Source organism: Streptomyces lasiicapitis (assembly GCF_014646335.1).
In the GTDB taxonomy this organism is placed as follows: Bacteria; Actinomycetota; Actinomycetes; order Streptomycetales; family Streptomycetaceae; genus Streptomyces; species Streptomyces lasiicapitis.
In genome coordinates, this window is the sequence record NZ_BMNG01000018.1 from 96,586 (window position 1) to 118,708 (window position 22,123).

Sequence of the window (22,123 nt, forward strand, 5' to 3'; positions counted from 1 at the left end):
CACCCGCACCAGATTCGGAAAGGTGATCGCCCCCGAGGCGACGTACCCTGGGAGGCCCCCGGCCCGTGCGACGTGCCGGGCTGTTCGCGTTGTCCGCATCGTTCTCTGCCCCGGACTGGATGCCCTTCATGAGCCTGCACGGACTGCTGGACGCCGTCGTCAAGGACGCGGCCCTCACCGAAGCGGTGAAGGCCGCGGCCGACGGCAACCGGCACCACATCGACCTCGTCGGCCCCCCGGCCGCCCGCCCCTTCGCCGTGGCGGCCCTCGCCCGCGAGGCGCGCCGCACCGTGCTCGCGGTGACGGCCACGGGCCGCGAGGCGGAGGACTTGGCCGCCGCGCTGCGGACGGTGCTGCCGCCCGAGGGAGTCGTGGAGTACCCGTCGTGGGAGACGCTGCCGCACGAGCGGCTCTCCCCGCGCTCGGACACCGTCGGCCGCCGCCTCGCGGTCCTTCGCCGCCTGGCGCACCCGCGCGCCGACGACCCCGAGACGGGCCCGGTCTCGGTGGTCGTGGCACCGGTGCGCTCAGTGCTGCAGCCGCAGGTCAAGGGCCTCGGCGACCTGGAGCCCGTGGCCCTGCGCACGGGCGAGTCGGCCGACCTGAACGAGACGGTCGAGGCCCTGGCGGCGGCGGCGTACGCGCGCGTGGAACTGGTCGAGAAGCGCGGCGAGTTCGCCGTACGCGGCGGCATCCTGGACGTCTTCCCGCCCACCGAGGAGCACCCCTTGCGGGTGGAGTTCTGGGGCGACGACGTCGAGGAGATCCGTTACTTCAAGGTCGCCGACCAGCGCTCCCTGGAGATCGCCGAGCACGGCCTGTGGGCGCCGCCGTGCCGCGAGCTGCTCCTCACCGAGGAGGTGCGGGGCCGCGCCGCGGCGCTCGCCGAGCAGCACCCGGAGCTGGGCGAGCTGCTCGGCAAGATCGCCGAGGGCATCGCGGTCGAGGGCATGGAGTCCCTGGCCCCGGTCCTGGTGGACGACATGGAGCTGCTGCTCGACGTACTCCCGGCGGGGTCGATGGCCCTGGTCTGCGACCCGGAGCGGGTGCGTACGCGCGCGGCGGACCTGGTGGCGACGAGCCAGGAGTTCCTGCAGGCCAGCTGGGCCGCGACGGCCGGTGGCGGGGAGGCCCCGATCGACGTGGGCGCGGCATCGCTGTGGGGCATCGCGGACGTCCGTGACCGCGCCCGCGAGCTGGGCATGATGTGGTGGTCGGTGAGCCCGTTCGCCGCCGACGAGACGCCCGATCCGCAGGACCTCGCGGACGCCGACACCCTCAAGCTCGGCATGCACGCCCCGGAGACCTACCGCGGGGACACCGCGAAGGCCCTCGCCGACACCAAGGGCTGGCTCGCCGACGGCTGGCGCACGGTGTACGTCACCGAGGGCCACGGCCCCGCAGCCCGCACCGCCGAGGTGCTCGGCGGCGAAGGCATCGCGGCCCGCCTGGACGCGGACCTCACCACCCTCACCCCGTCCGTCGTGCACGTGGCCTGCGGCTCGATCGACTACGGCTTCGTGGACCCGGCCCTGCGTCTCGCCGTCCTCACCGAGACCGACCTGACCGGCCAGAAGGCCGCCGGCAAGGACGGGCAGCGCATGCCCGCCCGCCGCCGCAAGACCATCGACCCGCTCACCCTCGAACCGGGCGACTACATCGTCCACGAGCAGCACGGCGTCGGCCGCTACATCGAGATGGTGCAGCGCACGGTCCAGGGCGCGACCCGCGAGTACCTCGTCGTGGAGTACGCCCCCGCCAAGCGCGGCCAGCCCGGCGACCGCCTCTACAACCCCACCGACCAGCTCGAGCAGATCACCAAGTACGTGGGCGGCGAGGCCCCCACGCTGCACCGCCTCGGCGGCGCCGACTGGACGAAGACCAAGGCGCGCGCGAAGAAGGCGGTCAAGGAGATCGCCGCGGATCTGATCAAGCTGTACTCGGCCCGGATGGCGGCCCCCGGCCACACCTTCGGCCCCGACACCCCCTGGCAGCGCGAGCTGGAGGACGCCTTCCCCTACGTGGAGACCCCCGACCAGCTCACCACCATCGCCGAGGTCAAGGAGGACATGGAGAAGTCGGTCCCGATGGACCGCCTGATCTGCGGCGACGTGGGCTACGGCAAGACGGAGATCGCGGTCCGCGCGGCCTTCAAGGCGGTCCAGGACGGCAAGCAGGTCGCCGTCCTCGTCCCCACCACCCTCCTCGTCCAGCAGCACTTCGGCACCTTCTCCGAGCGCTACTCGCAATTCCCGGTGAACGTCCGGGCGTTGAGCCGCTTCCAGACCGACACCGAGTCGAAGGCGACCCTGGAGGGCCTCAAGGACGGCGCCGTCGACATCGTCATCGGCACCCACCGCCTCTTCTCCTCCGAGACCAGGTTCAAGGACCTGGGCCTGGTCATCGTCGACGAGGAGCAGCGGTTCGGCGTCGAGCACAAGGAGCAGCTCAAGAAGCTGCGCGCCAACGTCGACGTACTGACGATGTCGGCGACGCCCATCCCCCGTACGCTCGAAATGGCCGTCACCGGCATCCGCGAGATGTCCACGATCACCACGCCCCCCGAGGAGCGGCACCCGGTCCTGACCTTCGTCGGGCCGTACGAGGAGAAGCAGATCGGCGCGGCCATCCGCCGTGAACTGCTGCGCGAGGGCCAGGTCTTCTACATCCACAACCGCGTGGAGTCGATCGACCGGGCGGCCGCCCGCCTCAGGGAGATCGTCCCCGAGGCCCGCATCGCCACGGCCCACGGCCAGATGTCGGAGCAGTCCCTGGAGCAGGTGGTCGTGGACTTCTGGGAGAAGAAGTTCGACGTCCTGGTCTCCACCACGATCGTCGAGTCCGGCATCGACATCTCCAACGCCAACACGCTCATCGTGGAGCGCGGCGACAACTTCGGCCTCTCGCAGCTCCACCAGCTGCGCGGCCGCGTCGGACGGGGCCGCGAGCGCGGCTACGCGTACTTCCTCTACCCGCCGGAGAAGCCCCTCACGGAGACCGCCCACGAGCGCCTCGCGACCATCGCCCAGCACACGGAGATGGGCGCGGGCATGTACGTGGCGATGAAGGACCTGGAGATCCGCGGCGCGGGCAACCTCCTCGGTGGCGAGCAGTCGGGACACATCGCGGGCGTCGGCTTCGACCTCTACGTACGCATGGTGGGCGAGGCCGTCGCCGACTACCGCGCGTCGCTCGAAGGCGGAGTGCAGGAGGAGCCGCCGCTGGAGGTCAAGATCGAACTCCCGGTGGACGCGCACGTCCCGCACGACTACGCCCCCGGCGAGCGCCTGCGCCTCCAGGCGTACCGCTCGATCGCCTCCGCCAACACGGAGGAGGACATCAAGGCGGTACGCGAGGAACTCACCGACCGCTACGGCAAGTTGCCCGAGCCGGTCGAGAACCTCCTGCTCGTCGCGGGCCTGCGGATGCTGGCCCGCGCGTGCGGCGTCGGCGAGGTCGTCCTCCAGGGCACCAACATCCGCTTCGCCCCGGTCGACCTGCGCGAATCGCAGGAGCTGCGCCTCAAGCGGCTCTACCCCGGCACGGTCATCAAGGCGGCCGCGCACCAGGTCCTCGTGCCCCGCCCGAAAACGGCCAAGGTCGGCGGCAAGCCGTTGGTCGGGCGGGAACTGCTCGGCTGGGTGGGGGAGTTCCTCACCACGGTGCTGGGGTCGTAGAACCGCGCGGTGCGGTGCGGCGCGGGAGCCGGACTACCCGGACCACCCGGACCACCCGGGGACTACAGCGAGTCGAGGTCCACGGCCTCGGCCATCGCGCGGTATCCCGCGTCGCTGGGGTGCAGTCCGTCGCCGGAGTCGTAGGCGGGGGCGATGCGGTCCCGGTCGGCGGGGTCGGCGACGGCGCGGTCCAGATCGACGACCGCGTCGTACGCACCCGACGTACGGATCCAGTGGTTGACCGCCTCGCGCTTGGCCTCGTTGGCCGGGCTGTCGTAGAAGGAACCCTTGATGGGCGTCAGGGTGGCGCCCACCACCTTGATGCCCTTGGCGTGGGCCTGGCGGATCAACGAGCGGTGGCCCTCGACGAGTTCGCGGGCCGACACCTCGGGGGTCGGCCCGCCGGGCGACCCTTCCGCGCTCGCCCCGATGTCGTTGATGCCTTCGAGGACGATGACCGTGCCGACGTTCGGCTCGCTCAGTACGTCCTTCTTGAAGCGGACGACGCCCTTCTCGCCCGCCCAGTTGGAGTCGTTGGTGACCTGGTTGCCGGCGATCCCGTGGTTGAGCACGCCGCGCGGCCGGCCGGCGGCGGCGAAGCGCTCGGCGAGCTCGTCGGGGTAGCGGTTGCCCTTGTCGACGCCGGACCCGACGCCATCGGTGATGGAGTCCCCGAAGGTCACCACGGAGCCCGCGCGCACGGGCTTGCCCCCTGCGACCTCGACGCCGGTGAGGTAGTACCAGGAGTCGCTGCTCTCTGCGAACGCGGCGCCGTCACGGTCGAGGACGTGGTCGCCCTGCGCGCGGAAGCTGGTGGCGGAGGAGACCATGTGGAACGTGGTGGGCCCGGTCGGCGCCTCCAGATACAACGTGACGGTGAGCGACTCGAACGCCTTGACCTTGAAGGGCACGGCGTCGCTGTAAGTCTTCCCACCCACCGGAATCGTCACGTCCCGCGAGCCCCCACCGAACCTCAGCTTCCGCACGGAACCGGCCTCGACGGCGGCACTCTTGACCACGTCGGCACCGTCACGGACATCCGTGCGGGCGATGGACGCCCCGGCGATCCGCAGCGGGGTCTTGCCGTACCGGTTGGACAACTCGATACGGGCATCGGTACCACCGGCACTGACCCGCACGACCTGCCGCAACGTGTGCCGGGCGAAGCCCTGGTGGGACCAGTTGGGAGAGAAGACCTCGGTCGGCGCCTGCGGGGAGGCGGCCCAGGCGCCTTGCCAGGGGGTGGTGTTGTGGGTGGGACTGTTGTGCCCGGGGCTGTTGTTTGCGGCCGCCACGGCGCCGGAAGGGCCGGTCAGCCCTTGCGTGCCGACGACCGGTATCGCGGCCAGCGTGGCCGCGGCCAGCATCGCGGCACCCGTACGTCGTCGTGAACTCTTGGATCTCATGTGTCCCACCCCTGGGTCGTGTTCCGTGTTGTGCGAGCTGTGTTGTCTGCTCTGCGCGCGACTTCTCTGCGCTGTGCGCGACACGGTCAAGTGGAGTGGGGCTCCGGATATTCCTGGAGTGGGTTCGTCTACCGTGGGGCCGGTCCAGTGAGGGAGTGACTTTGAGGTTCGGGGGCACCGTGGCGTGCGGCGGGGCGAGGCGGCGGCGGGTCGGCGTCGGTGCGGTGGTGGCGTTGGTCGTGCTGGGGGGTGGGCTGTCCGCCTGTAAGGGGGGCAGTGACAAGGACGGTGGGGGCGGAGCCGCGGGGTCCGGGGCTCGGGGTGGGCCCGCGCTTGACGCCGTGGACTCGCTTGCCGTCAAGGGGCGGGCGCCCAAGACCGGTTACGAGCGGGCGCGGTTCGGCAGTCCCTGGGCCGACATCGACTCGAACGGGTGCGGGACGCGCGACGACATACTCAAGCGGGACCTGGACGGGGTGAGGTTCCGGGGCGGTGACTGCACGGTGGTGTCGGGCACCCTCGCGCCCGATCCGTACACCGGCAAGGACGTGACGTTCACGCGCGGGCGCAGCCGTGTGGACATCGACCATGTCGTCGCGCTCTCCGACGCCTGGCAGAAGGGCGCGGGGGGCTGGAGTGCGAGCAAGCGGATCGCCCTGGCCAACGATCCGTTGAACCTCCTCGCCGTCGACGCGGGACCCAACCGCGGCAAGGGTGATGGGGATACGGCTACGTGGCTGCCCGCGAACAAGTCGTATCGGTGCGCGTATGTGGCGCGGCAGGTCGCCGTGAAGAAGAAGTACGGGCTGTGGGTGACCGGCGCCGAGCGGGACGCGATGCGGCGGGTGCTCGAGCGTTGCCCGCAGGAGAAGTTGCCGGCGGGTGGAGGGCCGACGGAGGCGCCGGGGCGGTTCCGGGCGCGGTGACGTGGCGGGGCGGGTTCGCGTGCGGTGGGGCGCGGGGGGTTCCGCGTTCGGCTCGGCCGCCGCGTAAATCGGTACCCGTACCGCGACCGTGCGGCTAGCGTGCCAGGCGTGGACCTGAAGATCACTTCCCTTGCCGAGCGGCCCGAACTCGCCGAGCCCATGTGGGCCATGGCGGACACCTGGGCCGAGTTCGTGGAGTACGACGCCGTCGCCTGGTCGCTGACGGCGCGGATCCCCGTGGAGTGGCCGGAGCATGTCCTGGTCGCCACGGACGCCGAGGGGCGGGTGGTGGCACGGGCGTTCAGCGTGCCGTTCGCGCTGCGGGCCGAGGGGCGCGGGGAGTTGCCGGACGGCGGCTGGGACCAGGTCATGCTGTGGGCGTTCTCGGACCTCAAGCGAGGCCGGGAGGCGGACACCGTCAGCGCCATCGAGATCACGGTCGCCCCGGACGCGCAGGGGCACGGCGTGTCCGGCCAGGTGCTCGCGGCCCTGCGGGAGAACGCGCGCGGGCGCGGCTTCGGTGAGGTCGTCGCACCGGTGCGGCCGAGCGCCAAGCACCTGGAACCGGCCACGCCCGTCGAGGAGTACGCGCGGCGCACCCGGGACGACGGGCTGCCGCACGACCCGTGGCTGCGCGTCCATGTCCGCGCGGGCGGTGTCATCGAGAAGGTGGCGCCGGTGTCGATGACGGTGTCGGGCACCGTGGGGCAGTGGCGGGAGTGGACCGGGCTGCCGTTCGACGAGGAGGGGCTCGTCGAGGTGCCGGGGGCGCTGGTGCCGGTGCACTGCGAACCGGGGCGCGGGTACGTGGTGTACGTGGAGCCGAATGTGTGGGTGCGGCACGCGTTGTGAGGCGAGGCGGTGGGTACCGCACGCGTTGTGACGTGAGGCGGTGGGTGCGGTGCGCGTTCGCGGCGCCCCGCACTCGCCCATCCGCCCCGCGTCCCTGCCCATCCGCCCTCGCCCCCGCCCCGCCGTCATCCCCGTCGCCGTCGCCGTCCCCGCGTCAGCCTTCCATCTCGTCGAGCTCGTCGAGGTCCAGCACGTCGCCGGTGGGCGGGGTCGTCTTCACCGGCTTGTTGTAGTCGGTGAGGACCAGTTCCTCCGGCTGGTCCTGCTTCTTCGGGGACTCGTTCACGGCCTTCAGCAGGTACGGCTTGCCCTCGGCGGCGACGTACAGAGTGGCGCGGTCCTTGCCGTCGCTCTCGTGCAGAGTGATCGCCCGCTTGCCGTCGACGGTGGTCAGCTTGCCCTTGCGGGCGACCGAGTCGGTGTCCTTGAACTCGGCGAGGAGCGAGTCGAGGTCGCAGAAGCCGGAGAGGTCCTTCATCTCGCTGTTCGTGGCCTTCGCCTTCGTCCAGCGGTTCGCCATCATGTCCACCGCGGCGTCGATGTCGGCCTGCGGCTCGCCCTTCAACTGGGCGCGCAGCGACGCCGCGTCGAACCGCGTGTAGACCGTCGTGCGGGTGGCGATCACGTCGGCCGAGCCCCCGGCCACGCCGATCGTGCCCACGCACTCGCCCTTGGTGTTGAGGGCGATGTCCAAGGTCCCGCTGCCGCCCTCGTCGTCCGGGCCGATGCCTTTGAGCCGGAGCGAACTGGCGCCGGATGTCGCCTTCATGGCCTTGTCGACGATCTGGGGGCCCGAGAGCCCGGCGAAGGGTTCCTTCTTCTCCCTCTCCTCCTTGCGCTCCGACGCGTTCTTCCTGTCCTTCGCTGCGGACGAGCCGGAGGATCCGTCGGACTTGTCGCTGCCGCAGGCCGTCAGGGCGACGGTCGCCGCCGCGGTGAGACAGGCCGCGGCCAGCGTGCCGCGGCGCAGGCGCGGGCGTGGCTGCGGGCGTGACTGTGGGCGCGAACGCTGATGCATGAGAGGTCCCCCCAGGGATTCGTTCGGAGAGTCCATGACAGCAGTGTCTGTGAACCGAGTCAACACGGTTCACGGTGACGGAATGGTTAACGGATGTGAAAGGGGGTCGTTGCGTACGTCTGGGTAAGCTCGGGGGCGCATGCCGTCAGGGGAAGACGGCGTACGGGGAACGAGCGACACCGGACGACGAGGGGCGGGTCAGTGACGACCGGCGGGCCGAGGCAGCAGGGAAAGCAGCAGCGGGAAACGCAGCAGGGGGACGGGGCGTCGAGCGTGCGGCGCCAGAGCGAGGGCAGAGCGGACCGGCCCGACCGGCCGGGGCGGCCCGACGCCACCGAGGTCACCGCCGCCGGAATCGCCCGCCTCGCCGGCGTCGGCCGCGCCGCCGTCAGCAACTGGCGCCGCCGCCATGCCGACTTCCCCAAGCCCGTGGGCGGCACCGACACCAGCCCCTCGTTCGCGCTCGCCGAAGTCGAGGGGTGGCTGCGCGGCCAGGGCAAGCTCTCCGAAGTACCGCTGCGCGAACGCGTCTGGCAGCAGCTCGCCGGACACCCGGCGGGCCCCGGCACCGCCCTGCTGCACGCCGGCTGCGCCCTGCTCCTCGTGCACGACCGGCATCCCGACTGGCTGCGGGCGAGCGCCGTGTCGGACGAGCGGATGGCGGGGCTGCTCCCGGAGCTGATCGAGCCCGTGCTGACCGCACGCTTCGGCCCCCCGTCCGACACCGGGGCCGACCACGCAGACCACCCAGCTCACACAGCCCACGCCGCCAGTGCCGACCACGCGAGCCGCACCGCCCGCGCCGATCACGCGAGCCATTCCGCCCGCGCCGCCCACGAGCCCCGCCCCACCCGCCCCACCCGTGCCGTCCAGACCCCCACCACCCCCGAACTCCGCCCCTCCGCCCCCCTGCTCCGCTCCGCCGCCGAACTCGCCGCCGAGCTGGGCGCCCACACCGCGTACGAGTTCCTCCTAGGCCGCCACCTGGACGCCAACCCCCGCCAGTACACCCTCACCCCGCAGGGCCCCGCCGACCTGATGGCCGCCCTCGCGGGCCCCGCGCGCCCCGGCCGCACCGTCCTCGACCCGGCCTGCGGCACCGGCGCCCTGCTCCGCGCCGCCGCCCGCCGCGCCGGGCCGGGCGCCGCCGACTGCCACCTGTACGGCCAGGACAGCGCCCCCGACCTCGCCGCCCTCACGGCCCTGCGCCTGGCCCTCGGCTCGGGCGCGACCGGCCCGACCGGCACCAAGAGCGCGAGAGGAGCCACCAGCGCGACCGGCACCCCGGGCCCGACCGGCGCACCCGGCGCACCCGGCACCACCGGCCCGACCGGCACCACCATCCGCACCACCACCATCCGCACCACCACCACCGACACCCTCCGCGCCGACGCCCACCCCGACCTCGCCGTCGACGTCGTCCTGTGCCACCCGCCCTTCAACGACCGCAACTGGGGCCACGACGAGCTGGCCTACGACCCGCGCTGGGAGTACGGCTTCCCGGCCCGTACGGAGTCCGAACTGGCGTGGGTGCAGCACGCGTTGGCGCGGCTGCGCGACGGCGGCACCGCCGTCCTGCTGATGCCGCCCGCCGCCGCGTCCCGCCGCTCCGGCCGCCGCATCCGCGCCGACCTGCTGCGCCGCGGCGCCCTGCGCGCCGTGATCGCGCTGCCCGCCGGCGCCGCACCCCCGTACAACCTGCCGCTGCACGTCTGGGTCCTGCGCAGGCCGGGACCCGACGCCCCCAGCGCCCCCGAAGTGCTGCTCGTGGAGGCGGTGCAGGCGGCCGACGGACAGCACACCGACGGGCGGGACCGGCAGGCCTGGCCGCCGGTGCAGGACGCGGTGCTCGACGCGTTCCGCCGGTTCGAGCGCGACGGCACCCTGGCGGAGGAGCCGGGCCTCGCGCTGTCCGTGCCGGTGCTCGAACTCCTCGACGACGAGGTCGACCTGGCGCCCGCGCGCCGTCTGCCGCCGCGGGCCGCGGGCGGCGGCGCCGGGCAACTGCGCGACGTACGCTCCCAGCTCGGCGACACCCTGCGCCTGACCGCCGACCTCACCCCGCCGGAGGCCGAGCCCGGCCCGCCGGACGCCGCCCGCCGCCCCCTCACCACCGTCGGCGAACTCGCCCGCGCGGGCGCCCTGTCGATCCACACCGGCCAGGCCGGTCACACCGGCTACACCGGCCCCGTCGGCCACACCGGGACCGCCGCCGGAGTGCCCGTCCTCACCGAACACGACGTCCTCGCCGGAACGGCACCCTCCGCCGTCGCCCCACCGCTCCAGGACCAGCCCCCCGGCGCCGGGGACGCGCCCGCCCTCGACACCCCCGTCCTCACCGAGCCCGGCGACGTGGTCCTGCCCGTGCTCGGCGGCGGCGTCGCCGCCCGCGTCGTCGACGAGACCACCGCGGGCGCCGCGCCCGGCCGCGGCCTGGTGCTGCTCCGCCCCGACCCGGCCGCCCTCGACTGCTGGTTCCTCGCGGGCTTCCTGCGCGGCACCGCCAACCACCGCCAGGCCAGCAGCTACGCCTCCACGTCCGCCCGCCTCGACGTACGCCGCCTGCAACTGCCGCGCCTGACGCCCGCCCAACAGCGCCGCTACGGCGAGCGGTTCCGCGACCTCGCTGCCTTCGAGGACGCGTTGCGCCTCGCGGGCCGCCTCGGCGAGCAGCTCGTACGCGGCATGTACGACGGACTGACCGACGGGAGCGTGGCTCCCGAGTGACCCGGGGCGCGACCCGGAACGCGCCCAGGGCGCGACCCGGTACTGGAGCCGCCCCGTCCGCGTGACCAGTACGGCAACGGTTCGGTACAACCCGGGACCGGTTCCCGGAGTCGGCCTATACGCTCGATTCTGCATTCGTTCGTTCGTCGGCCGTACGTCACGCCGGATGCGCCTCACAGGGCGCACCGGTACGTACGGCCGCGTCAGGTATCAGGAGCAGCCATGCACGGCCACGGCTACGCGCCGCCGCACCCACCGGCGCCTTCGGAGGGCTCGCAGGTCACCCTGCGCGTGCTGTTCGTGGTGCTCGCCGTCATCACCTGCGGCTTCCTCGCCTGGGCCGCGATGCTGCGGCTCGCGCTCGTGACCCGCAGAACGCTGGACTGGGCGCTGTTCACGGTCGTCGCCGTCCTGGAGGCCACGGCCGTGGTCCTCATCGCGATCGACCCGGGCAAGGACGGCTTCGAGAGGCCGGGCAACGCGGGCATGACGATCCTGGTCTCCACGGTCATCCCCGTGGTCGCCTACTACCTGACGATGGACATCCGCCACTGCGGGCAGGCCCGCGCAGCCCAAGTCATGTACCAGCAGCCGCAGTTCCCCGGCTACGTACAACAGCAGCAGCCGCACCCGCAGCAGCCGTCGTACGGCTACCCCTCCCAGGCGCCGCCGCCCCACGTCACCCAGACCCCGGTGCCGCCCGTCACCCACACCCCGCCCCCGCCGTCCCGCCCCGCGCCCGCCCGCATCAACCAGGTCCGCGCCGAGCTCGACGAGCTCAGTGACTACCTGCGCAAGCAGGAAGGCGGCAACTGACCTTGACCGCAGGGGGAGGCGGGGCCGCGGGCGCGGACCACCGCGTGATCGCCGGGCGCTACGAGCTGTCCACGCTCATCGGCCAGGGCGGCATGGGCCAGGTCTGGACGGCGTACGACCAGCGCCTGGACCGCCGCGTCGCGGTCAAGCTGCTGCGCCCCGACAAGGTCGCGGGCGCCGAGGCCGACGAGCTGCGCCGCCGCTTCCTGCGCGAGTGCCGGGTCACCGCGCAGGTCGACCACCCCGGCCTGGTCACGGTGCACGACGCGGGCAGCGACGGCGAGGACCTGTACCTCGTCATGCAGTACGTCGACGGCGCGGACCTCGGCGACCACCTCGCCGAGAACGTCCCCTACCCCTGGCAGTGGGCGGTCGCCGTCGCCGCCCAGCTCTGCGCCGTGCTCTCCGCGGTGCACGCCGTGCCGATCGTGCACCGCGACCTCAAGCCGCGGAACATGATGGTCCGCCAGGACGGCACGCTCACCATCCTCGACCTCGGCATCGCCTCGGTCATGGACACCGACACCACCCGCCTCACCCACACCGGCTCCCCAATCGGCAGCCCCTCGTACATGGCGCCCGAACAGGCCATGGGCGGCGCCGTCGGCCCGTACACGGACCTGTACGCCCTCGGCGTGCTGCTCCACGAACTCCTCAGCGGCGACGTGCCGTTCTCCGGCTCGACCGCGCTCGGCGTGCTGCACCGCCATCTGTACGAGCCGCCGCTGCCGGTGCGCCGGCTGCGCCCCGAGGTCCCCGAAGCCCTCGAATCCCTCGTCCTGCGCCTGCTCGCCAAGGACCCGCAGCACCGCCCCGCCAGCGCCCAGGACGTGTACGAGGAACTGGCACCGCTGCTGCCGGGCCGCTCCGTGCCGTCCGGCCGCCCCCTCGACCCGACCCGCCCCTTCCTGCGCCCGCACGCCCCCTGGCCCGACCGCGCCACGACCCCGGCACCGGCCCCGCAGGCCCAACCGCCGCGCCCCGCCCACGGCCAGGACGTCGCCGCCGCCGTCGACGAGGTCAAGCGCCTCCTCGGCGAGGGCCGCATCACGCAGGCCGTGGACACCCTCGGCGCGATCCTGCCGGCCGCCGCCGCCCAGCACGGCGAGCACTCACCCGTCGTCCGCACCCTGCGCAAGCAGTACGCGGCCACGCTGATGGACGACGGCCAGTACCGCCGCGCCCTGCCCGAGCTGCGCCGCCTCGCCGACCAGCGCGCCGCCGAGTCCGGCCACGCCGACCCGCAGTCCCTGCAGTTCCGCTACGAGGCCGCGCAGTGCCTGGAGCAGCTCGGCGAACCGGCGGCGGCCCTCGCCGAGTACCGCACGCTGCTCCCGCACTACGAGAACCAGTACGCGACCGCCGACATCCGCCAGTCCCTGGAGATCCGCCGCCGCATCGGCCACCTCCTGCTCGCCCTCGGCGACCGCTCGGCCGCCCACGAGACGCTGGGCCGCCTGGTGCTCGACGCCGAGCGGGTGCACGGCGTGGGGCACCCGTTCCCGGCGGAGATCCGGCGGACGCTGGAGTGGCTGGGGCAGGTGCGGGGCTAGATCCGGGGCCCCGGGATAAGCCCGACAAGGCGGAAAGCGGGGCGCACGCGGTGCCCCAACTCTTGCCGAATCGTTGGTAGTGGGGCCTCCCCTGAACAAAGTTCTTGGGGAAGGGTGGCCGAGCCGACCACCACTGCCTACCATCGATCACCGCAAGACTTTGTGCAGCGAAGCACAATCTCTCCACCGGGAGGCCCACTTGCACCGCCGCAGCAGCCGTCGTCGCTCCGCGCTCGTCCTCACCGCCGCCGCCCTCGTCGCGGCCCCCGCTCTGACCGCCTGCGGCAACGACGCGCATCCGGGCGCCGCAGCCGTCGTCGGGGACCAGCGGATCACGGTCGCGCAACTGGAGAACAGGGTGAACGAGGTGCGCTCCGCGCAGCGGGCCGCCCTCCCGGACGACCGGCAGTACGAGCAGGTGGTCGCCAAGACCGGCGGCCTGACCCGCAGCACGCTGCACACGATGGTGCTCGACAAGGTCCTGCACCGGGCCGCGAAGGACGCCGGGGTGAGCGTCACGCGCAAGGAGATCCAGACCATGCGCGGCGGCCTGGAGCAGCAGGCGAGCGGCAAGAAGGCGTTCGAGGCGCAGTGGCTGCAGCAGTACGGCGTCGCGCCCGAGCGCCTGGACGACAGCATCCGTACGGAGATCGAGGCGCAGAAGCTCGCGCGTGAACTCGGCGCGGACATGAACGCGAAGGAAGGCCAGGACATCTTCTGGGCCGCCCTGTCCAAGGCCTCCAAGAAGCTCGACATCGACCTGAACCCGCGCTACGGCGCGTGGGACGTGAAGGCGAGCAAGCGCACGGACGCGAAGACACCGTGGGTGCGCGAGGTGTCCGGCGGCGGGACGGCGGAGACGCAGGCCTGAGCCTGGCGGCTCCGCCCGTGCGGGCTTGTGGCCGTGCTGTGTCAGTGGTGTGGGCTACGTTCGGGGTGTGAACGAGATCGAGACCCCCGGGGACGGCGTCGGCCGCGTCGTCCTGCTCACCACCAGCCACCGCGTCGCGCCCGGCCTGCTGTCCTGGGCGGCGTGGCAGACGCTGCACGCGGCGGACGAGGTCGTGTGCGCCGACGCCACGCACCCGCAGCTCCCGTATCTGCGTGACGCGGGCGTCGCGGTGAAGCAGGCGTCGCCGAGCGCCGAGGAGTTGGTGCGCGCGTGCGCCGGCGGCCGCACGGTCGTGGTCGTCGCCACGGCCGAGGGCGACCGTCCGCTCACCGACGGCCTGGCCCGCCTCGCCGGGTCGGGCCGCCTGCCGATGCCGGACCTGGAGCTGCTCCCGGGTTCGTACGATCTGCCGGGCGCCCGCCTCCTCGACCTCGTCCAGGTCATGGACCGCATCCGCGGCGAATGCCCCTGGTCCTCCCGCCAGACCCACAAGAGCCTCGCGAAGTACGGCATCGAGGAGGCGTACGAACTCGTCGAGGCCATCGAGGACGGCGACGCGCACGAACTGCGCGAGGAGCTGGGGGACGTGCTGCTCCAGGTCGTCTTCCACGCGCGCATCGCGGAGGAGGCGGCCGAGGACGACGAGCGCTTCTCCGTCGACGACGTGGCCGCGGGCATCGTCGAGAAGCTGATCCACCGCCACCCGCACGTCTTCGGCGAGGACACGGCGGCCACGCCGGAAGAGGTCAAGGAGCACTGGCTGCGCACCAAGGCGGTCGAGAAGCAGCGCGACTCCGTCACCGAGGGCATCCCCCTCGGCCAGCCCGCCCTCGCCCTCGCCACCAAGCTGGCCTCACGCGTCCGCACGGCGGGCCTGACCGTCCCGCTGCCCACGGGCGATGGCGTGGGGTACGAACTGCTGGCGATGGCCGTCCGCGCGGAGGCGGAGGGGGCGGACCCGGAGGCGGCGCTGCGGGCCGCTGCGCGGGCGTATCGGGATGCGGTGCGGGCGGCCGAGGAGGCCGGGGCTTAGTACCGTTGCCCACGGGGGTCGTTCGTGGCACGTGTCGCTGAACTCGACCCGGCTGAGCGGGAGTTACGGCCCGAGGAGGCGACGGTGTACTGCCCGATGTGCGAGGCCCGGCTGACCGACGACGACCGCTTCTGCACAGATTGCGGGCACGACATGAGCGTGCCGGTGCCCGCCGCCGTGCGGACCGGGCCGCCCTCGGACGGAAAGCCGCCCGTGGCGTCTCCGGTCGCGGCGTCTTCGCCGGTGGCCCCGCCGCTCGTCGCGCCGCCGCCTGTGGTGCCGCCCCCGGGCGACGAAGCATCACCCTTCGTGCCCTCACCCGTGGGGCCGACGCAGCCCACGACGCGGAACAGCGTCAGCGACGGCTCGGCGGGCACCGTGATCCAGGCAGGCACCATCGCGGGCGACGTCACCGTCCACACCGCCGCCCTCGCCCCGGCCCCGGCCAAGAACTGGACCCGCGTCAGCCAACTGCGCCGCCTCTGGTTCGGCGTGCGCCCCACGAGCCGCTTCGGGGACGAGGAGAGCCTGACGCCGTATGTGCTGCGGGACTGCGACGAACAGCTCCACGCCCTCGTCGCGCGGGGCGTGCGCGAGGGCGGCCTGGTCGTCGTCACGGGCGGCCCGCTGTCCGGCAAGACGATGACGGCGGCGTGGGCGGCGCTGAACACCGGCGTCGACCCCGAGCCACGTGTGCACGCCCCGCACCCCGGCGCGGACCTGCGGGACCTCACGTCCGGGCCGCACGACCGCACCGGCCACCACATCCTCTGGCTCGACGAGTTGGAGGGCCACCTCGGCCCCCACGGCCTCACCACGGCCCTGCTGTCCCGGCTCACCCAGGAGCGCGTGCTCGTCCTCGCCACCATGACCGACACGGCGTACGACGAGCACCGCTTCGGCGGGGGCCCTGCGGCCCGGGTCCTGAGCGGCGCCCATACGGTCGAGCTGAGCCGCGGCTGGAGCCCCACGGAACTGGCGCGGCTCGCGCGGGCCGACGACCGCCGCCTCACGGACGCCACGAAGTGGCGCGGCAGTCGCGGGGTCACCGAGTACCTGGCGCTGGGGCCGGAGCTTTGGGACGAGTGGCGCAGGGCGCGGCGGCCGCAGGCGCATCCGCGCGGGCACCTTTTGGTGCGGGCCGCTGTCGACATCACCCGCTGTGGGCTGGAGGAGGACATCCCGCTGGACGTGCTGCGCGAGGTCCATGAGGGCTACAGCGAGGACGAAGCCCTCGGCATTGACGAGCGGGGGCACGAGCCGTTCGAGCACGCCCTTGCCTGGGCCACCCGGCTGCGGTATGAGGCGACCGGGCTGCTTGTCCGCGGAGAGCAGGCGGACACGTACCGGGCCTATGGCTCCTTGGTCGCGGACGCCGTCCGGTCCGGGCAGTTCGGGGCGGTCCCCGACTGGTTGTGGCTCGCCGTGGCCGACGGGGCGTGCCGCCACGGATTCGACCTCGCACCCGTTCTCGCCGCGTGCCGCGCCGCCACCGAGGCCCGGGTGGCCGCGGGTGACGTCCACGTCTACGTAGTGCTCGGCCTCATCACCGAGTACGCGGGCAATGTGTCGGAGGCCGAGGGCTGGCACCGCAAGGCAGCCGACCGGGGCGGGGTCCTGGCCTGCAATCGGCTGGGCCACATCCTCGTGAACCGCGGCGCCTTCGTGGAGGCGATCGGCTATCTCGAGCAAGCCGCCGAGGCGGGCTGGACGGACGCGTACGTCACTCTGGTCAAACTGCACCGCGACCGCGCCGGCTACTGGCTCACCAAGGCCGCCGAGGCCGGCGATCCGCAGGCGGCCTTGCACCTGACCGAGCCGGGGCCGCCCTCGCCCTGAACCCCACCCCCGGCCGGATACCGTCGACCCATGCACGACCAGCCCCCGTCCGCCTGCCCCCACAGCGCCCCCGCCCCGCCGAAGCCCCCCGCGCCCGACCTCTTCACGTGGGAGTTCGCCACCAACCCCTACCCCGCCTACGCCTGGCTCCGCGAGCACGCCCCCGTGCACAGGACCACGCTCCCCAGCGGAGTCGAGGCCTGGCTGGTCACCCGCTACGCGGACGCGCGGCAGGCGCTCGCCGACCAGCGTCTTTCCAAGAACCCGGCGCACCACGACGAGCCCGCGCACGCCAAGGGCAAGACCGGCATCCCCGGCGAGCGCAAGGCCGAGCTGATGACGCATCTGCTCAACATCGACCCGCCGGACCACACGCGCCTTCGCCGCCTGGTGTCGAAGGCGTTCACGCCGCGCCGCGTCGCCGAGTTCGCGCCGCGCGTGCAGGAGCTGACGGACCAGCTGATCGATGGGTTCAAAGACAAAGGCGAGGCCGACCTCATCCACGAGTTCGCCTTCCCGCTCCCCATCTATGCCATTTGCGACCTGCTGGGCGTTCCCCGCGAGGACCAGGACGACTTCCGGGACTGGGCGGGCATGATGATCCGGCACGGCGGGGGACCCCGGGGCGGGGTCGCGCGGTCGGTGAAGAAGATGCGGGGCTATCTCGCCGAGTTGATCCACCGCAAGCGGGAGGATCCGGGAGAAGACCTCATCTCGGGACTCATCCGCGCCTCCGACCACGGCGAGCACCTCACGGAGAACGAGGCCGCCGCGATGGCCTTCATCCTCCTCTTCGCCGGTTTCGAGACAACGGTCAATCTCATCGGGAATGGCACCTACGCGCTGCTCACGCATCCCGAGCAGCGCGCCCAACTGCAACAGTCCCTCGCCGCCGGGGACACCGGCCTCCTGGAGACCGGCCTCGAGGAACTGCTGCGCTACGACGGCCCCGTCGAGCTCGCCACCTGGCGCTTCGCCACCGAACCGCTGCGCATCGGCGGCCAGGACATCGCCGCCGGAGACCCCGTACTCGTCGTCCTCGCCGCCGCCGACCGCGACCCCGAACGCTTCGAGCGGCCCGACCTCCTCGACCTCACCCGGCGCGACAACCAGCACCTCGGATACGGCCACGGCGTCCACTACTGCCTCGGCGCCCCGCTGGCCCGCCTGGAGGGCCAGACCGCCCTCGCGACGCTCCTGCGCAGGCTGCCCGACCTGCAACTGGCCGTCGACCCGGAGGAGTTGCGGTGGCGCGGCGGGCTCATCATGCGCGGTCTGCGTACGCTGCCGGTGACGTTCACGCCGCCCGGCCGCTGACGACGGGTCCGGTACGTGGCTGACGTACCGTCAAGAATGTGACTTTCACGTGATCTGCGCTGCATCGACTTGTGACTGACGTTCGACTGCGGCTACGTTCACGACGGCTCGGCACCCCAGTGCACCACGTGTCGCAGCTGTTCTTGTCGTCGCTCGAAAGGCACGTGCATGCTCTCCGGCCAAGGCCGTCACCGCCGCCCCCGCCAGGTCCCGGCGATCGTCGTCGCGGCGGGCGTCACCGGTTCCGCCATCGCCATTCCGCTGCTCGGCGCCACGGGCGCGAGCGCCGCGGACACCGCCACGTGGGACAAGGTCGCGGAGTGCGAGAGCGGCGGCGCGTGGAGCGCCGACGAGGGCAACGGGTATTACGGCGGGCTGCAGCTCTCGCAGGACACCTGGGAGGAGTACGGCGGTCTCGGGTACGCGCCGAGCGCCGACCAGGCCAGCCGCTCCCAGCAGATAGCCGTCGGCGAGAAGGTCCTGCGCGACCAGGGCCCGCAGGCGTGGCCGAGCTGCGCCTCGGTCGCGGGCCTCGCCAAGGGCGGCGAAGCAGCCGACGTCGACCCGGGTCTGCCGCCCGCGCCGTCGCAGTCCGCGGAGCCGTCGGACGGGTCGGGCAAGGACTCGGGCGACACCGACTCCGACTCCGACTCCGGTGACTCGGACGGCGCCGGAGACAAGGATCACTCCGACAGCGACAAGAGTGATGAGAGCGGCAAGGGCGACAAGGCGGGCAAGACGGACGCCGACCGGGAGACCGGCAAGCACCGCAAGCCCGGCAGCGGCGACACCGCGGGCGACGACAGCAAGAACGAGAAGGCGGGCAAGGGGGAGAAGGGGGACGCGGACGAGGACGGCAAGTCCGAGGGCCGCGACAGCACTTCGCCCGGCTCCGGGACGCCCTCGGGGTCCCCGGAGGCCTCCGAGGGCCCTGAGGGCTCAGAAGACGCCTCCGACGGCCCCTCGGGGCGCCATCGCGGCTCCAGCGCGGACGAGGCGACGGAGGGCGAGTCCGGGGCGGGCTCCGCGGGACGGCACGCGTCGCGCGGTGAGGGCCGCGACTCGCGTGACACCGGCAGCGCCACGGACACCTACACGGTCCGCTCCGGCGACAACCTCTCGCGCATCGCCGACCGTCACGACCTTGACGGCGGCTGGTCCTCTCTCTATGCGGAGAACAAGAAGACCGTCGGCGTCGACCCCGACCTCATCCTCCCCGGTCAGCGACTCGAGCTGAAGGAGAATCAGGCGGCGGAGGCGGAGGGGAAGTAGCCTCCGCGGGGCGGAAGTTGACTGGCAGTTCGCGGTTAATGTCCGACTTAAAGACGATGAGAGGCAAGTGAGAGATGGGTCTCAGAAGCCCTGATCGTCTTTGAAATTCGGGTGATTGCGTGTCTACGGTCGTGACCGCTCGCCACAGCGGGCCCCGCCGGTCGGTACGCCGAATCCTGCCAACGGTCGGACGGGAACAGTCGTCGCTTCGAGCGCCGAAGGCAGGAGCGGGGGACCCAAGGTAAGCGCCGGGCCCGTCCGCCCCGCAGCGAGCAAGTCGCGCTGCGAGACGGACAGGAGCGGCTAGGGGTGAAGTCGCACGCAAGCCGTGCGACCGGGCACTCACCCGCCCGAACCCGACAGCTCACCTCGCAGGCGTCGGTGAGGGGATCACTCCATGCTGCTTTCCGGCAAGGGCAAGCACCGTCGTCCGTCCAAGGCCACCCGGGTCGTCACGCTCGCCGGTGTCACCGGCGCGGCCGTCGCCGCCCCGCTGATGGCCGCCGGCTCCGCCAGCGCCGCCACCGGCTCCGAGTGGGACGCCGTCGCCCAGTGCGAGTCCGGCGGCAACTGGTCCATCAACACCGGCAACGGCTACTACGGCGGCGTGCAGTTCTCCGCCTCCACCTGGGCCGCCTATGGCGGTACGAAGTACGCGGCCACCGCGGACAAGGCCTCCAAGGCCCAGCAGATCGAGATCGCCGAGAAGGTCCTCGCGGGCCAGGGCAAGGGTGCCTGGCCGAGCTGTGGCGTGGGCCTCTCCGGCACCGCGTACAACGGCGGCGGTGGCGGCGGTCAGCAGCAGCCGCAGCAGCAGACCAAGCCGCAGCAGCAGCCCCAGCAGCAGGCCAAGCCCCAGCAGCAGGCGCAGCCGCAGCAGCAGGCCAAGCCGCAGCAGCAGCCGCAGCAGACCGCCCCGCAGACCGCGAAGAAGAAGACCGTCGAGACCCCGACCGGCAAGGTCGTGAAGAAGGGCGACGGCGAGTACAAGGTCAAGTCCGGCGACACCCTCTCCAAGATCGCCGAGTCGCACGAGGTCAAGGGCGGCTGGCAGAAGGTCTACAAGCTGAACGGCGACATCATCGACGACGCCGACTTCATCTACCCGGGCCAGCAGCTGCACCTCAGCTGAAGCTGAGCCCCGCCCTGCACACGTAGGGCGCCCCCGTCCCCACGGGTCCTCCTCGCCCCGGTGCGCGTATCCCCCGTACGCACCGGGGCGAGGTGCTGTCCGCCCCCGGTCTGCCGCTGCTCCGCTCCCGGTTCTGTACGCCATGGGCGAAGCTACCGGTCGGTAGAACCTGGGCTTCCGTCCTGATTACCGGGGAATCGGCCCGCCCGTCGTCCCACGGGGCGGGCGGTCGGCTGGCCGAAGCTCCCGGGCCCGTTAGGCTCAGGAGACGCAGGGCCGATGAAGACCATGCAAGCCATGCGCAAGCCCGCGCCCCCAGTGGTGCACGCCATGCGCCCCTAGCGTCACATCCCATAAGGAGATGCTCGTGCCGTCCATCGACGTCGTCGTAGCCCGGGAAATCCTGGACTCCCGAGGCAACCCCACGGTCGAGGTCGAGGTCGGCCTCGACGACGGGTCCACCGGCCGCGCCGCGGTCCCGTCCGGCGCCTCCACCGGCGCCTTCGAGGCCATCGAACTGCGTGACGGAGACGCCAACCGCTACGGCGGCAAGGGTGTCGAGAAGGCCGTTCTCGCCGTCATCGAGCAGATCGGCCCGGAGCTCGTCGGCTACGACGCCACCGAGCAGCGCCTGATCGACCAGGCGATGTTCGACCTCGACGCCACCGACAACAAGGGCTCGCTCGGCGCCAACGCCATCCTCGGCGTCTCGCTGGCCGTCGCGCACGCCGCGTCGGAGGCCTCCGACCTCCCCCTCTTCCGCTACCTCGGCGGTCCGAACGCGCACCTGCTGCCGGTCCCGATGATGAACATCCTGAACGGCGGGTCCCACGCGGACTCCAACGTCGACATCCAGGAGTTCATGATCGCGCCGATCGGCGCGGAGTCCTTCTCCGAGGCGCTGCGCTGGGGCGCCGAGGTCTACCACACGCTGAAGAAGGTCCTGAAGACCAAGGGCCTGTCGACCGGTCTCGGCGACGAGGGCGGCTTCGCGCCGAACCTGGAGTCGAACCGCGCGGCCCTCGACCTCATCGTCGAGGCCATCAAGCAGGCCGGTTACGTCCCCGGCGAGCAGATCGCGCTCGCGCTCGACGTCGCCGCGTCCGAGTTCTACAAGGACGGCAAGTACGAGTTCGAGGGCAAGTCCCGCTCGGCCGCCGAGATGACCGAGTACTACGAGGAGCTCGTCTCCGCGTACCCGCTGGTCTCCATCGAGGACCCGCTGTACGAGGACGACTGGGCGGGCTGGAAGGTCATCACCGACCGCCTGGGCGACAAGGTCCAGATCGTCGGCGACGACCTGTTCGTCACCAACCCCGAGCGCCTGGCCCGCGGCATCGAAGAGGGCTCCGCCAACGCGCTCCTGGTGAAGGTGAACCAGATCGGCTCGCTGACCGAGACCCTCGACGCCGTCGAGCTGGCCCAGCGCAACGGCTTCAAGTGCATGATGTCGCACCGCTCCGGCGAGACCGAGGACGTCACCATCGCCGACCTCGCCGTCGCCGTGAACTGCGGCCAGATCAAGACCGGCGCCCCGGCCCGCTCGGACCGCGTCGCCAAGTACAACCAGCTGCTTCGCATCGAGGAGATCCTCGACGACGCGGCGGTGTACGCCGGCCGCAGCGCGTTCCCCCGGTTTCGCTCTGCGAACCAGTAGACACAG

At 72.3% G+C, this 22,123-nt stretch carries 15 protein-coding genes and 1 riboswitch; of the genes, 13 read left to right on the forward strand and 2 right to left on the reverse strand.

Annotated features, from left to right (window positions below; translation table 11 throughout):
* Window positions 1-128: 128 nt before the first annotated feature.
* Entirely contained in the window at window positions 129-3,677 is a 3,549-nt protein-coding gene (gene mfd, locus IEY91_RS34160) for a transcription-repair coupling factor (protein WP_189176959.1), read from the forward strand.
* A gap of 62 nt (window positions 3,678-3,739) precedes the next feature.
* Here mfd and IEY91_RS34165 read toward each other — a convergent pair whose 3' ends face one another.
* Entirely contained in the window at window positions 3,740-5,083 is a 1,344-nt protein-coding gene (locus IEY91_RS34165) for an SGNH/GDSL hydrolase family protein (protein ID WP_189176960.1), read from the reverse strand.
* Window positions 5,084-5,307: 224 nt separating this feature from the next.
* Between IEY91_RS34165 and IEY91_RS34170 the strand changes: the two genes are divergently transcribed.
* Together IEY91_RS34170 and IEY91_RS34175 are read left to right on the forward strand one after the other, a co-directional pair.
* Window positions 5,308-6,009, forward strand: a complete 702-nt coding sequence (locus IEY91_RS34170) for an HNH endonuclease family protein (RefSeq protein WP_164328464.1) — start codon at window positions 5,308-5,310, stop codon at window positions 6,007-6,009.
* Between the two features lie 108 nt (window positions 6,010-6,117).
* Entirely contained in the window at window positions 6,118-6,861 is a 744-nt protein-coding gene (locus IEY91_RS34175) for an N-acetyltransferase (protein ID WP_164324150.1), read from the forward strand.
* A 154-nt stretch (window positions 6,862-7,015) separates the two neighbouring features.
* Here IEY91_RS34175 and IEY91_RS34180 read toward each other — a convergent pair whose 3' ends face one another.
* Window positions 7,016-7,879 (reverse strand): hypothetical protein, encoded by an 864-nt coding sequence (locus IEY91_RS34180; RefSeq protein WP_229697411.1) that lies wholly within the window; start codon window positions 7,877-7,879, stop codon window positions 7,016-7,018.
* A 273-nt stretch (window positions 7,880-8,152) separates the two neighbouring features.
* Between IEY91_RS34180 and IEY91_RS34185 the strand changes: the two genes are divergently transcribed.
* The 10 genes from IEY91_RS34185 to eno all read left to right on the forward strand — a co-directional run bounded on the left by IEY91_RS34185 (window position 8,153) and on the right by eno (window position 22,117).
* Entirely contained in the window at window positions 8,153-10,606 is a 2,454-nt protein-coding gene (locus IEY91_RS34185) for an N-6 DNA methylase (protein WP_189176961.1), read from the forward strand.
* Window positions 10,607-10,828: 222 nt separating this feature from the next.
* Window positions 10,829-11,422, forward strand: coding sequence for a hypothetical protein (locus IEY91_RS34190; RefSeq protein ID WP_164324156.1), 594 nt, complete (start codon window positions 10,829-10,831; stop codon window positions 11,420-11,422).
* A gap of 92 nt (window positions 11,423-11,514) precedes the next feature.
* Window positions 11,515-12,975: a serine/threonine-protein kinase gene (locus IEY91_RS34195; protein WP_229697427.1), complete on the forward strand. Its 1,461-nt coding sequence runs from the start codon at window positions 11,515-11,517 to the stop codon at window positions 12,973-12,975.
* A gap of 199 nt (window positions 12,976-13,174) precedes the next feature.
* Entirely contained in the window at window positions 13,175-13,846 is a 672-nt protein-coding gene (locus IEY91_RS34200; RefSeq protein ID WP_189176962.1) for a SurA N-terminal domain-containing protein, read from the forward strand.
* A 67-nt stretch (window positions 13,847-13,913) separates the two neighbouring features.
* On the forward strand, window positions 13,914-14,900 hold the full coding sequence (locus IEY91_RS34205; RefSeq protein WP_189176963.1) for a nucleoside triphosphate pyrophosphohydrolase: 987 nt from the start codon (window positions 13,914-13,916) through the stop codon (window positions 14,898-14,900).
* A 24-nt stretch (window positions 14,901-14,924) separates the two neighbouring features.
* Window positions 14,925-16,739 (forward strand): zinc ribbon domain-containing protein, encoded by a 1,815-nt coding sequence (locus tag IEY91_RS34210; protein ID WP_189176964.1) that lies wholly within the window; start codon window positions 14,925-14,927, stop codon window positions 16,737-16,739.
* Between the two features lie 30 nt (window positions 16,740-16,769).
* Complete coding sequence (locus IEY91_RS34215) at window positions 16,770-18,056, forward strand: cytochrome P450 family protein (protein WP_189176965.1); 1,287 nt, start codon at window positions 16,770-16,772, stop codon at window positions 18,054-18,056.
* 168 nt (window positions 18,057-18,224) lie between these two features.
* A complete protein-coding gene (locus IEY91_RS34220) occupies window positions 18,225-19,328 on the forward strand; it encodes a transglycosylase family protein (protein ID WP_189176966.1) in 1,104 nt (367 codons plus the stop codon).
* A 203-nt stretch (window positions 19,329-19,531) separates the two neighbouring features.
* Window positions 19,532-19,721, forward strand: a riboswitch (cyclic di-AMP (ydaO/yuaA leader).
* A 4-nt stretch (window positions 19,722-19,725) separates the two neighbouring features.
* On the forward strand, window positions 19,726-20,460 hold the full coding sequence (locus tag IEY91_RS34225; RefSeq protein ID WP_189176967.1) for a LysM peptidoglycan-binding domain-containing protein: 735 nt from the start codon (window positions 19,726-19,728) through the stop codon (window positions 20,458-20,460).
* Between the two features lie 361 nt (window positions 20,461-20,821).
* A complete protein-coding gene (gene eno / locus IEY91_RS34230) occupies window positions 20,822-22,117 on the forward strand; it encodes a phosphopyruvate hydratase (RefSeq protein WP_164324167.1) in 1,296 nt (431 codons plus the stop codon).
* The last annotated feature ends 6 nt before the right edge of the window (window positions 22,118-22,123 follow it).